Source organism: Streptomyces sp. SID3343 (assembly GCF_009865215.1).
Taxonomy (GTDB): domain Bacteria; phylum Actinomycetota; class Actinomycetes; order Streptomycetales; family Streptomycetaceae; genus Embleya.
This window is the reverse complement of record NZ_WWJX01000567.1, coordinates 1-12,987: the sequence shown is the minus strand read 5'-3', so window position 1 is coordinate 12,987 and position 12,987 is coordinate 1. Positions and strand designations below refer to the sequence as shown.

The following is a 12,987-nucleotide window of genomic DNA, read 5'->3' as shown; positions in this document are numbered from 1 at the left end:
CCCGGTACGGCTGCGCGGGACCGACCCGTGCGGCTCGTCCGCGCTCGTTTCGGCGCTCGGCGCCCGCAGTTCGAAGCTGCCGGTATCCGGGTTGAGCACCCACATGTCCGCGACATCCGCGTCGTCCATGCCACCCAAGGGGTCGTTGCCCCCGGGCACGCCACGATGCGGGTCGTTGCCTCTGTTCACGCCGAGATCCCTCCGGCTGCTCCCGCTGCGCGGTCGCCGGACGCGCGCGGCCTCGATGACGACACCGGTGATGCGGCGCCAGGCGCGCGGAACCCGACCGGTCCGACGTGTGGAGCAGCCACCCTAACCGGCGAATTCTCGCCATGGTCGCGATACCGACCATCCGTTGACCCACACATGGGAGGAATGAGGACAATATCGCCCCGATCCGTCTGTTGTGGGGCTATGTCCGGTGCGGTGAAGCGCACTTGGTGTTGTCGGCCGTCTCCAGGTTGAGATCGGCGGCCTTGGGCGGTTGCGGGGTGCTCGGGGCGGTCGTGCCGGCCGTGCTCTTCGGCGACGCGCCGTCGCTGTCCTTGCCCGTGTCCGTATCCGTGTCGGCCTCGGGTCCCGGAAGGTCCGCGCCGATCAGCAGTGTGATCGTGGTGTCGCCCGCGCGGGCGACTTCGAGCGCGGTCTCGGGCAGGCCAAGGGCCACCGCGACGGCCCTGGCCTGGTCGAGTCGGTTCTCGGGATACGTGATCCGGCTGTTGGCGTGCTCGTGACCGTCGGGCATGGTCGAGCCCGAAGTGGCCCGGTAGCCCTGCCTTTTGAGCGCCTCGACGACCGGGGTGATCCGCCGCTTGGCGGTACCGGTGTCCACCGTCAGCGCGATCTTCGCGGCGTCGACCGGCGCGAGCGTTCGCGGCGGCACGGGCGGCGCCGTCGTGGCCGGTGGGACCGCCGGCGCGACGTTCGGGTCCGGTGCGGTGATCGGCCGATCCGCGCGGATCGCGGCCCACAGGTCGTCCGCGGCCGGTCGTCGCGGCTGGACCTGGTCCGGGGCCGGCCGATACTGCTCGGTCGGCAGCGTGGTGAAGGCCATCCGCTTCTCGGGGACCTTCTTGATCTCGTCGGCCAGGTCGATCAGCTTGTCCACCCCGGCGAGGTCGTTGTCGACGGTCAGCGCGCTCACCGCGCTGTTGGCGATCTTGAACATGCCGTCGACGTTGGAGAGTTTGGCGTTGTTCTTCAACTCGCGGGCGAGCGACATCAGGAAGATCTTCTGCGCCTCGATCCGGGCGAGGTCGCTGCCGTCGCCGAACGCGTGCCGGGCGCGCAGGAACTGGAGCGCGTCGTTGCCGCCGAGCTTGACGGGTCCGGCCGGCAGGTCCAAACCTGTGCCGCCGCCGCTGCGCAGGACCGGGTCGTGGATGGGCGCGTCGAGGCAGATCGGGACACCGCCGACCGCTTCGGTCAGGTCGCGAACGCCCTTGAAGTCGACCTCTATGTAGTGGTCGACCCGGACCTGCAGCATGCGATCCACGGTGGCGACCGTGCACGGCGCGCCGATGTCGCGGAAGCTGTCGTTGAACATCCCGAAGCGCGCCTCGGTGACCTTCTTGTCCTTGCCGCTGCCCAACTCACAGCGCGGGATGTCCACCATGGTGTCGCGTGGGACGTTGACCAGGGTCGCGTTGCTTCGGTCCGCCGACACGTGCATCAGGATCGCGACGTCGGCGAGGCCCGCGTGTCCCTCGGCACCGTAGCGTCTGCCCTCGCCGATCCGGCTGTCGTTGCCGATCAACAGGATGTTCAGCGGGCTGCGCCCCTGCGCGTCCTTGTCGGCCGCCGGCGGCCGACCCTCCTTGTCCGCGGTGATCTGGGTGTGGTGCAACCTGCCGTTGAGGTACCGGATGTAGCCGTACGCGCTGCCGGCCACGACGACCAGGCAACCGACGGCGGCGATGGCCGTCCACTTGAGGCGCTTCTTCAGCGTGCTCTTTCCGGTCGCGCCCCGCTCGCCGGGTGTGGATCGTTTCCCGGTGTCCGAGTCCGTGCCCATGCGTCCGCGCCCCCTCCGGCCACGTGCCGGCGCGACTCGCGTGCCGCGCCGGCCCTGTGTACTGCGACGTCGCTGTGATCAGGTCGTGCACACGTCCTGTCCGGCCGTACGCCCCGAGACGGTGACCAATGGCCCCTTGTCGCCGGCGGGTGCGGTCGCGCCGGGTGAGGCGCCGGGTGAGGCGCCCGCGGGTACGGTCGGGTCGGCCGAGGGCCCCGTCGTCGCCGGCGAGGTCGCCGGTGAAGTCTGCGGCGCACCGGACGACGTCGTCGTCGGTCCGGCCGTGGCCGGTTCGCCGCTGTCCGACTCGGTGCTCGGCGGGCTCGGCACGCGCTCACCGTTCGCGTCGAGCGTCCTGCCCGGCGTCGCGCTCGTACTCGGGGCCGTCGTCGGGACCGCCGCCTGCTCGATCCGGACGTCGCCGTTGTTCTCGAAACCGTTCTCGTCCCGGCCGGAGACCGCGGCACCGACCGCTACCCGGTCGTAGCGGATCGCTTCGAAGAGCATGTTCGCCTTGGGTTGGACGAGTTCGTCGCGGTTGCGGTCCAACCGGTACTGCTGCCGGGGCACGGTGAGGAAGGCGACCTTGTCGTTCGGGATCCCCTTGATGCTGTCGGCCAGGTCCATCAGCTCCCCGAGCGTGTTCAGCCCCGGGTCTGCGGTGATCGACCGGGTTCCGGCGTCGAGGAGGTTGTACAACTTCCACGGCTGGGTCAGCATGTCGCCGACCTTGACCTTCTTAACGAGCGCGGCGAGAAAACGCTGCTGTCGGGTCATCCGTTGGGTGTCGCTGCCGTCGTCGACGTTCTTGCGGGCCCGGACGAACCCGAGCGCCTGCTCGCCGTCGAGCTTTTGTTGACCGGCCGGCAGGTCTATCTTCGCCGCGACGTCGCGCATGGGCTCGCTCAGGCACACCTCGACGCCGTCCACCGCGTCGACCATCTGCTTGAAGCCGGAGAAGTCGATGACGATGTGGTGGTCGACGCGCACCTGGGTCATCTGTTCGATCGTCTTGATCGTGCAGGCCGCGCCGCCGACCTCGAAGGCGTGGTTGAACTGGTCGCGATACGGGCGGGACTTGCTGCCGTCGTCGCGGGTGCACGACGGGATGTCGACCATCAGGTCGCGCGGGATGCTGACCGCGACCGAACTCTTCCGATCGGCCGCGAGGTGCAACAGGATCGTCGTGTCGGAGCGCTGGGTGCCCTCGCCGATGTCGCCGTACTGCTTGTTCTGACCGCTGCGGTCGTCCGAGCCCATCATCACGATGTTGACGGCGTCGTGCGCCTCGATCTTCGGCCGTTCCTGCTCCGGACCGATCTGCTGCGTCAGGTCCTGGGTGGTGATGTTGCCGTCGAGCTTGCGGTACAACACGTAGACCACGACGCTACCCGCGACCAGGCACAACGCGACGGTGACGGTGACACCGACCAGGACGCGCTTGAGCACCCGTCGACGTCGAAGGCGCCGGTGCACGGAGCCTTGGAGGTCCTCGGGCACGGTCGGCGCCGGGTCGGCGGGCACGTCGGTCGGGACGACCGCGGCCGGGACGACCGGGGTCGGGGTGGGGCCGGATTCCCCGGCGACGGCGGGCGTCGCCGGGGTCGGTATCTCGGTGGGGGCCGGATCCTCGGGCACCGTTTCCGGGCTCGGCTCCCGACCGGGTTCGGCCTGCTTGCCGTCCCGTTCGCTGTCACTCACGTCGTGTGTGCTCTTTTCCCAAGGCGCTCAACGCTGATCACGAACGACAAACCGCTCGAAGGACGGTCGCCGTTTTGATAGACGTGCCGATGCGACACCGAGTTGCGTGCGGTATTCGCCCTGTGGCGCAGGTCACAAGGTGAAATCACGATGAACCGTGTCAGAGCAGTCCGACATCGGCGAACAACGCTACCGTGCGTCCCCGTATGTACGACCGGGAAGGTGGGGCGTCTCACCACCTCGAAGCCGCCGGCCCCACGATCTCGGCGCCCCGCCCCACACCGCTTCCCCGCCCACCCCGGTCCCGCGGCCTCGCGCGCCCGTTGATCGGCCCCTCAGACTCCCGCTCGCTCGACATTGCCCGCGAATTCCGCCATCCCCGCGGCGAAGCGGATCCTCGGTCGCCAACCCAGTTCGGTTGCCAACCGATCCGCCGAGGCCGTGATGTGCCGGACGTCGCCCAGGCGGTATTCGCCGGTGACGGTCGGGGCGGGACCCGCGTGGGCCGCGGCCAGGGCCGCGGCCATGTCGCCGACCGTGTGCGGGGTGCCCGTCGCGACGTTGTAGGCGCGCAGGCCCTCGCCCTCGCGGCCCAAGGCGGCCACGTTCGCCGTCGCCACGTCGCGAACGTGCACGAAGTCCCTGCGTTGGCCGCCGTCTTCGAAGACCCTGGGGGCCCGGCCCGCCCGCAGCGCCGAGCGGAAGATGGCCGCGACGCCCGCGTACGGGGTGTCCAACGGCATTCGCGGGCCGTACACGTTGTGGTAGCGCAGCGCGGTGGCCACGCCGCCCGTCGAGCGTGCCCACGCGGCGGCCAGGTGCTCTTGGGCCAGCTTGGTCGCGGCGTACACGTTGCGCGGGTCGGGGGCGGCCTCCTCGGTGATCCGCCCCGGCGTCACGTCCTGCCCGCACACCGGGCACGGCGGTTCGAACCGGCCCGCCGCCAACGCCCGCACCGGTCGCGGCCCGGGCACCACCTCACCGTGTTCGGCGCACGTGCCCAGCCCCTCGCCGTACACGACCATCGAACTCGCGAGCACGAGCCGACCCACCCCGGCCCGGCCCATCGCCGCGAGCAGCACGGCCGTCCCCAGGTCGTTGTGCGAGACGTAGTCGGGCGCGTCCCCCAGATCGAGCCCGAGCCCGACCTTCGCCGCCTGATGGCACACCGCGTCCACCCCGACCAGCGCCCGATCCACCGCGTCCGGATCCCGGACGTCGCCGCGAAGCGACACCGGCGCGGGCGGGTCGGAACCCGGCCACGGCGACAGATCGAGCACCCGCACGTCGTGCCCCGCCTGCGACAGGCTCTCCACCACGTGCGATCCGATGAATCCGGCTCCGCCGGTGACCAGGACTCTCATGCCCACGACGCTAGGCCCGGATCACCGCGAAAGCCGTCCACCCCACGCCGATGTCACCCGTTCGTAAGACCTGCACCGGGCGGGCCGGACCGGCCTGCGAGACTTGGCACCATGCGCATCGTTGTACTTGCCGGCGGCATCGGCGGGGCCCGGTTCTTGCGGGGTCTGCAGGCAGCCGTCCCGGAAGCGGAGATCACCGTCGTCGGCAACACCGGGGACGACATCCACCTGTTCGGGCTCAAGGTGTGCCCGGACCTCGACACCGTCATGTACACGCTGGGCGACGGCATCAACGAGGAGCAGGGCTGGGGGCGCCGCGACGAGTCGTGGAGCGTTCGCGAGGAGATGGCCGCGTACGGCGTCGAGCCGACGTGGTTCGGGCTCGGCGACCGCGACTACGCGACCCACATCGTGCGGACCCAGATGCTCGCGGCCGGCTATCCGCTGTCCGCGGTCACCGAGGCGCTGTGCGCGCGGTGGCAGCCCGGCGTTCGACTCCTCCCGATGAGCGACGACCGCGTGGAGACCCACGTGGTGGTCGACGACCCGGACAAGCCCGGGGGCCGCAAGGCGATCCACTTCCAGGAGTACTGGGTCAAGCTGCGCGCCGCGCCGACCGCGCACGCGATCGTGCCGGTGGGGATCGAGACCGCCAAGCCCGCCCCCGGAGTCCTGGAGGCCATCGCCGAGGCCGACCTGATCCTGTTCCCGCCGTCCAACCCGGTCGTCAGCATCGGCACCATCCTGGGTGTCCCCGGCATCCGCGAGGCACTCGTCGCCGCCGAGGCACCCGTGATCGGGCTCTCCCCGATCGTCGGCGGAGCGCCCGTGCGCGGCATGGCCGACCGGGTCCTGGAGGCGGTGGGCGTCCGCACCACCGCGTCCGCCGTCGCGCAGCACTACGGCCCGGGTCTGCTCGACGGCTGGCTCGTGGACACCACCGACGCCGACGCGGTGATCGAGGTCGAGGCCGCGGGCATCCGCTGCCGGGCGATCCCGCTGATGATGACCGACGTCGACGCGACCGCCGAGATGGCCCGCGCCGCGCTCGCGCTCGCGGACGAGGTCGGCTGATGGGGGGCCCGCCACGCGGCTACTCGGTGCTCGGGGTGACCGGGATTCCCGAAATCGCCGAGGGCGACGACCTGGCCGCGCTGATCGCGACCGCCGCGACCGCCCCCGACGGACCCGGCCTGCTCGACGGTGACGTTCTCGTGGTGACGTCGAAGATCCTCAGCAAGGCCGAGGGTCGGCTCCTGCGCGGCGTCGATCGAGAGAAGGTCATCGACGCCGAGGCCGTGCGCGTGGTCGCCCGCAAGGGCCGCACCCGGATCGTGCAGACCCGACACGGCTTCGTGATGGCCGCCGCCGGCGTCGACGCGTCCAACACCGAACCGGGCACGCTGCTGCTGCTCCCGGAGGACTCGGACGCGTCCGCGCGCGGACTGCGCGCGGCGCTGTACGAGCGCGTCGGCGTCCGCGTGGGCATCGTCGTGTCGGACACGTTCGGCCGGCCCTGGCGCACCGGCCTCACCGACGTCGCGATCGGCGTCGCGGGCCTGGACGCGCTCGACGACCACCGAGGCCGGGCCGACACCCACGGCAACGAACTCGCCGTGACGGTCACCGCGACGGTGGACGAACTCGCGGGGGCCGCCGAACTGGTCAAAGGCAAGGCGGGCGCGGTCCCGGTCGCGATCGTGCGCGGGCTCGCGCACCTGGTGACCGAGCACGACGGCGAGGGCGTGCGCACCCTGGTGCGCGGCGCCGAGGACGACATGTTTCGGCTCGGCACCGCGGAGGCGGCGGCCGAGGGCGCCCGCGGCGCGATCACCGCGCGGCGCACGGTGCGCGCGTTCACGGCCGAACCGGTGGACGCCGAAGCGGTCCGCCGTGCGGTCGGCGCCGCGATCACCGCGCCGGCCCCGCACCACACCGTGCCGTGGCGGTTCGTCCTGGTCGAGAGCGCGCCCGCGCGGACCGCGCTGCTCGACGCGATGCGCGACGCGTGGATCGCCGACCTGCGGGCCGACGGCATGACGCCGGAAAGCATCGCGCGGCGAGTCGCCCGGGGCGACATCCTGCGCGCCGCGCCGTATCTGGTGGTGCCGTGCCTGGTCACCACCGGCTCGCACGCGTATCCCGACGCCACCCGGGCCGGCGCCGAGCGCGAGATGTTCACCGTCTCGGCCGGCGCGGCCGTACAAAACCTGCTGATCGCCCTCACCGCCGAGGGCCTGGGGTCGGCGTGGGTGTCGTCGACGATGTTTTGTCGTGACGTCGTCCGCGCCTCGCTCGCGCTGCCCGCCGAGTGGGACCCGATGGGCGCGGTCGCGGTGGGTCACCCCGCGCAGCCGCCGCGCGAGCGGCCGGCCCGCACGGCGGACGACGTGATCGTGCTGCGCTGAGACACCCCGAAGCCACGACCCGACACGAGACGAGACGACAGAGGGTGGGACCCGCCGAAGCGGATCCCACCCTCTGCCCTTCGGGGCACGCTCACGGTGCTGCCGGCCCGGACTCGGCGGACCCACACCGTTCCCGGCGTCGCGACCCGCGATCAGGGACCTGCGGCCTGACGAGCTCGCGAACTCGACGGTTCACGAACTCCCCGTGGTCCCGTGGTCACGACCCGTCGGGCAATCGGTGTCCGACCGATGTCCGGGGGCTTCACACCGTGTCAGTAACTCCCGCCCGCGGGACCGCCGAGAGTCGGCGGACCCTGCGGCCGCGGCGGCGGGATGTGACCGCCGCCCGGCGCCCCGGTACGTCCGGGAGTGGGCGACATGCCGGGGCTGTCGTAGGGCGGCGGCGGCACCTGCGGCAGATCGGCCGAGCCGTTGCCGCCCGGAGGGTCGACCTCGCCGCGCCACGCGCCGGTCTCGTGCCCGCGCTTTTCCACGAACACCTTGAAGTGTTCGAGGTCGCCCTTGGTGCGGCCGCGGACGAAACCGAGCTTGTCGCCGACGGTCTCGACCACGCCCTCCGGGGCGAACTCCATCTGGAGCATGACCCTGGTGTGCGCGTCGTCGAGCCGATGGAAGGTGACCACGCCGGCCTGGTGCGGACCCCCGACGGTCTTCCAGGCGATCCGCTCGTCGGGGCGTTGTTCGGTGGTCTCGGCGTCGAACTCGCGCGTGACACCGGCGATCTTGGTGACCCAGTGGGTACGGGTCGCGTCTACCTGGTCGATGCGTTCCACGCCGCTCATGAAGTGCGGGAACTCGCGGAACTGGGTCCATTGGTTGTACGCGGTGCGGACCGGCACGTCCACGTCGATCGAGTGCTGGACGGTGGTCACGAGCACTTCCTCCTCGTTCTCGGTGTCGGTGGTGCGACCGTTTTCCGGCCGTGTCCTGCGGCTGCCCGACACCTGGTACGACAAACCCGCTCGGGTTCAGAACCCCTGTCGGGCAAGGTGCGTTCGAGGCGCGAAGCGTGGCGCGCGGCGCGGCACGGGTACTCCCGACATCCGAATGAGCAGTGCCGCGCGGTGTCGATGGCCCGCGTAGCACGCCAGGAGTTCGAGCATCCCGGCGTCGTCGACCGCCTTGCCGGCGAGCGCGAAGCCGATCGTCTTGGGCAGGTGCAGGTCGCCGACCGACAGCGCGTCCGGATCCCCGTGTGAGCGCTGCATGGTCTCGGCCGCCGTCCACACCCCGATCCCGGGCACCAACCGCAGCAGCCGCGCGGCCTCCGGGTGCGCAACGCCCGAGGTCGCCTCCAGCCGACCCGCGACCCGGGTCGCCTCCATCACCGTGCGCGAACGGCGCGCGTCCACACCGGCCTTGGCCCATTCCCAGGACGGGATCAGCGCCCACGTGCGCGCGTTCGGTACGACGCGCAGGCCCGCCGGGGCCGGCCCGGGGGCGGGCTCGCCGTACTTCTCCAAGAGCAGCCGAAAGGCGCGACGCGCCTCGATCGTGGTGACCTTCTGTTCCAGGATCGAGGGTACGAGCGCGGCCAGTACGAGCGTGGTGCGCGGCATCCGCAGGCCCGCGAAGCGGCGCTCGGCGTCGCGGACCAGCGGGTGGGCGGCGACGAATTCGGCCGGTGCGTCACCGGCGCCGAGCAGTTCGGGGACGGCGTCGAGTTGCCACTCGGCGCCCGGGCCCCACGCGCTCGCCTCGATCTCGCCGGTCCCCCGGCGGGCGAGCAGGCGCAGCGTGCACGGCCCGGCGGGGGTGCGCGAACTGCGCCACACGGAGCCGTCGGTGCCCACCCGATAGGTCGGGTCGCTGTGGCCGCGCCGCAGTTGGCCTGCGGTCAGGTGGAGATCCAACACGAACCCCGGACGCCACACCCGGTGGACCACACCGCGGACCTCACTGCCGTCCAACGGGGTCTCCTCGCGATCCGGATTCGGACCGCCACCGTACCTTCCCGGTTTTGCCCCGATGTGCGCAGAGCACACTTCAGCTATGCGGGTGATGGTGTTCGGCACGTATGACACGACCGTCCACCCCCGGGTGGGGATACTCGTCGAGGGCTTGCGGCGCCACGGGATCGAAGTGGTGACCTGTAACGTCCCTCTCGGCCACATGGACGCGGGGCCCATGGTCCCGCCGCCTTCCGCGCATCCCGGCATTCCGCGGCAGCGACTGCGGCACGCGCGTTGCCTCGCGGAGTTGGTCGCCAAGGCGCGCCGGGCGCCGCGCCCCGACGTGGTGATCGTCGGCTACCAGGGCCGGCTCGACATCCGAGTCGCGCGGCGCCTCTTCCCCGACACGCCGCTCGTGCTCGACCACCTGGAGAGCGTGGACGACGTCGCCGATCGGCTGGGTCGGGCCGCGCAGGTGGATCTGCGCAAGGTGGACCGGGTCGAGCAGGCCGCGATCACCACCGCGCGGCTCGTGCTGGTGGACACCGAGGAGCATCGGCGGGTACTGGCGCCCCGGGACCGCGAGCGCGCGGTGGTGGTGCCGATCGGGGCCGCGCCCGTGTGGTTCGACGCGGGGCGCGCGGTGGGCGGACCACAGGCGCCGGGCGAGCCGGGGTTTCGGCGTGGCGAGGATCTGCGGGTGATCTCGTTCGGGATGTACTCGCCGGTCCAGGGCGCGCCGGTGATCGGGGCCGCGTTGCGGCAGCTGGAGGGCTACCCGATCACGGTGACCATGATCGGCCGCGGTCTCCAGGCGCAGCGGACGCGGGATCTGCTCGGTTCCGACGCGCCGCGGGTGAACTGGCGCACGTGGGTGCCGGAGGCCGAGTTGCCGGGCCTGGTCGCGGAGCACGATGTGTGCCTGGGCGTGTTCGGCACCGGCGCGAAGGCGTTGCGGTTGGTCCCGAACAAGGTGTTCCAGGGGGCGGCGGCCGGGTGCGCGGTGCTCACGTCGGACACCGCGCCGCAGCGGCGGCTGCTGGGCGCGGCCGGGTTGTTCGTGCCGGCGGGCGACGCCGACGCGCTGGCCGACGTGGTGCGCCGGCTGGCGCAGCACCCGGCCGAGGTCGCCCGGCTGCGGGCGGCGGCGGTCGAGCTCGCCCGGGAGCGGTTCGTCCCGCAGGCGGTCGTGGAGCCGTTGGTCGAGCGGCTGGCGGCAATGGTCGGCAAGGGGGCCTGACGCTCTTCAGGCCCCCTGCGGGCCGCTGGTTCGGGTCGCCTGTGGTCATCCGCCGGAGCGGGCGACCGCGGCACGGATCTCGGGGAGCTTGTCGTACAGGGCCTGGCCCGGGCATTCGGTGTTGAACGCGTCGCGGTGTCCGGAGATCACGTCGAACGCGTGGGTGCTGCCCTTGGCGTAGCGGCTGCCGCTGTCGGAGGAGGTCAGCGTGACCTTGCCGCGGGGGTTGCGACCGTGGAGTCCGAGCTTCCACGCGATCACCTTCTCGATCGCGGTCAGCACCGGCGCCTGGGGTTTGGTGGTGGTGTAGGTGCCGAGTGCGGCGACGCCCGTGGAGTTGGTGTTGAAGCCGAGGGTGTGGGCGCCCAGGACCGCCTTGTCGACGCCGCCGGCGCGGCCTTCGAAGATCGTGCCGCACTTGTCGACGAGGAAGTTGTAGCCGATGTCGGCCCAGCCGTTGGTGACGACGTGGTAGCGGTAGATCGCGCGCACCACCTTGGCCGAGTCGGCGCACGCGAAGTCGTTGCCGTCGGCGGTGTGGTGGACGAACACGGCCTTGATCGTGGAGGTGTACTTGAAGCTCTTGTCGCGGATGCTTTCGTCGGCGCCCCAGTCCTTGCGCGCGACGATGGCCGGTCGGGCGGCTCGGCCCCGGACGTCGCGACCGGGGCCGCTCGGCGGATTCGGTTTCGGCGGCGTCGGCGGCCGGTGATCGACGGCGGACGCGCCCGGGTCGATCAGTTCGAGCCGCAGATCCCGGGGCGTGTCGCCGATCAGCACGCCCACCCGCACCTGCACGCCGTCGGAGCCGCCCGCCCAGAACGGCTCGGTGCCCTCGCGTTCGGACTGCCGGCCGCGGCCGAGCGATTCCCCGTCGGCGTGCAGTTCGTGCCACCGGCTCCACACGCCGGCGGTACGGGTCCGCACGTGTACCGCGACTCGCGCGCCGGCGCCGGGGTCGGCCCACGTGACCCCGAGCAAGGAGTAGGCGGCGGTGGCGCGTTCGGTGGTCAGTACGGCGGTGCGACCCGCGTGCGGCGCGGCGGCTTCGACGGCGGGTTCGGTCTCGACGCCGGTCAGCGGCACGGTCACGGTGGAGCCGAGGGCGGGGGGCGACTCGTCGGCGTGCGCGGGTGGCGCGACTTCGAGGCCGGCGAGCGCCATCGGTACGGCGACCGCGATGGAGACCGCGATCCTGCCGACGACGGCGATCGAGAACGGGTGGGTGGTGTTCATCAGGGGCCCCTCGTCGTCCGGGTCAACGAACCCTTACAGCTGCCCTCCCCCGGTGCCTCTGCGTGCTAAATGCGATAAATACACCCATTCGACCCATCGATTCGTGGTCTCGATAGGGTGATCGGCATGCCCAGTACCCCGGTCGACCAGTTGCGTTCCGCGCTCGCCGCCGACTCCGCGCGGCCCTTCACCACGTTCTACGACGACGCGACCGGCGAGCGGGTCGAACTGTCGGTCGCGACCTTCGACAACTGGGTCGCCAAGACCGCGAACCTGTTGCGCGACGACTTCGACGCGCAGCCCGGCGACCGGGTGTGCCTGCTGCTTCCGGCGCACTGGCAGACCCAGGTGTGGCTGCTCGCGGCGTGGTCGCTCGGCCTGGTCGCGACGTTCGACGGGGACCCCGCCGAGGCCGACCTCGTGGTGTCGGGGCCCGACACGCTCGACCTCGCGCGCACGTGCCCGGGCGAACGGATCGCGCTCGCGCTGCGGCCGATGGGTGGGCGCTTTCCCACCGCGCCGGCGGGGTTCGTGGACTACGCGGCCGAAGTGGCCGGGCACGGCGACCGGTTCGTCCCGGACACCGCCCCGGGCGCGGCCGACCCCGCCCTGGAAGTGGCCGGCCGTACGCTGACCGCCGCCGAGGTGGCCGACGAGGGCGAAGCCGCCGCGAAGGAGTGGGGGCTGACCGCGGGGGATCGTGTGCTGTCGTCGTTGACGTTCGCCCGAACGGGTGGATTGCGGGCGGGCCTGCTCGCGCCGCTTGCCGCGTCCGTCCCCGTCGTCCTGTGCCGTCACCTGGATGAATCCGCCCTGGAGCACAGAATCGCGGCCGAGCGCGTCACCAGGGTCGTCACCCGTTCCGCCGACTAGACCATGACAAGACGGGTCGTGCTGCGCTTTCGTGGCCCCGACCGCCTGTGATGGCATCGGGGCCGGCGGTCCCTCAGCAGGCGGGGAGGCAAAGGCGTTCATGGACTCGTGGGATCACCTGTACCGGTCCGATGACACACCCGAACCGAGACCCGACCCCGGCCCCAGGCCCAGCCCCGACCTCGCGCCCGGCCGCGGCCCCGAGCCCGCCGCCGGTTCGGGCCTCCCGTCCGGGCCG

General features: G+C 71.8%; 10 protein-coding genes and 1 pseudogene. 4 read left to right on the top strand and 7 right to left on the bottom strand.

Features of this window, described 5'->3' with window-relative positions; translation table 11 throughout:
* The 4 genes from GT354_RS17570 to GT354_RS17555 all read right to left on the bottom strand — a co-directional run.
* On the bottom strand, nucleotides 1-189 hold a 189-nt coding region (locus GT354_RS17570), incomplete at its 3' end, for a hypothetical protein (protein WP_161357246.1).
* 223 nt (nucleotides 190-412) lie between these two features.
* On the bottom strand, nucleotides 413-2,014 hold the full coding sequence (locus tag GT354_RS17565) for an LCP family protein (RefSeq protein WP_161357245.1): 1,602 nt from the start codon (nucleotides 2,012-2,014) through the stop codon (nucleotides 413-415).
* A gap of 78 nt (nucleotides 2,015-2,092) precedes the next feature.
* Entirely contained in the window at nucleotides 2,093-3,715 is a 1,623-nt protein-coding gene (locus tag GT354_RS17560) for an LCP family protein (RefSeq protein ID WP_346012065.1), read from the bottom strand.
* Between the two features lie 335 nt (nucleotides 3,716-4,050).
* Entirely contained in the window at nucleotides 4,051-5,079 is a 1,029-nt protein-coding gene (locus GT354_RS17555) for an NAD-dependent epimerase/dehydratase family protein (RefSeq protein WP_161357244.1), read from the bottom strand.
* A gap of 111 nt (nucleotides 5,080-5,190) precedes the next feature.
* On the opposite strand from GT354_RS17555, the gene cofD reads away from it, so the two are divergent.
* Nucleotides 5,191-6,153 (top strand): 2-phospho-L-lactate transferase, encoded by a 963-nt coding sequence (cofD, locus tag GT354_RS17550; protein WP_161357243.1) that lies wholly within the window; start codon nucleotides 5,191-5,193, stop codon nucleotides 6,151-6,153.
* Nucleotides 6,153-7,487, top strand: coding sequence for a coenzyme F420-0:L-glutamate ligase (locus tag GT354_RS17545; RefSeq protein WP_161357242.1), 1,335 nt, complete (start codon nucleotides 6,153-6,155; stop codon nucleotides 7,485-7,487). The genes cofD and GT354_RS17545 overlap by 1 nt, the downstream gene beginning before the upstream one ends.
* A 449-nt stretch (nucleotides 7,488-7,936) precedes the next feature.
* Here the strand turns inward: GT354_RS17545 and GT354_RS54085 are convergent.
* Nucleotides 7,937-8,380, bottom strand: a pseudogene (locus GT354_RS54085) (SRPBCC family protein); the annotation flags it as partial.
* A gap of 96 nt (nucleotides 8,381-8,476) precedes the next feature.
* Nucleotides 8,477-9,418 (bottom strand): DNA-3-methyladenine glycosylase 2 family protein, encoded by a 942-nt coding sequence (locus tag GT354_RS17535; protein ID WP_237535080.1) that lies wholly within the window; start codon nucleotides 9,416-9,418, stop codon nucleotides 8,477-8,479.
* Between the two features lie 82 nt (nucleotides 9,419-9,500).
* Here GT354_RS17535 and GT354_RS17530 point away from each other — a divergent pair, with 82 nt between their 5' ends.
* The gene (locus GT354_RS17530) at nucleotides 9,501-10,640 is read left to right on the top strand and encodes a glycosyltransferase family 4 protein (RefSeq protein WP_202511993.1); all 1,140 of its coding nucleotides are present in this window, start codon (nucleotides 9,501-9,503) and stop codon (nucleotides 10,638-10,640) included.
* A 45-nt stretch (nucleotides 10,641-10,685) separates the two neighbouring features.
* Here GT354_RS17530 and GT354_RS17525 read toward each other — a convergent pair whose 3' ends face one another.
* Nucleotides 10,686-11,876 (bottom strand): peptidoglycan recognition protein, encoded by a 1,191-nt coding sequence (locus tag GT354_RS17525; protein ID WP_161357240.1) that lies wholly within the window; start codon nucleotides 11,874-11,876, stop codon nucleotides 10,686-10,688.
* A 126-nt stretch (nucleotides 11,877-12,002) separates the two neighbouring features.
* Here GT354_RS17525 and GT354_RS17520 point away from each other — a divergent pair, with 126 nt between their 5' ends.
* A complete protein-coding gene (locus tag GT354_RS17520; RefSeq protein WP_161357239.1) occupies nucleotides 12,003-12,749 on the top strand; it encodes a TIGR03089 family protein in 747 nt (248 codons plus the stop codon).
* The last annotated feature ends 238 nt before the right edge of the window (nucleotides 12,750-12,987 follow it).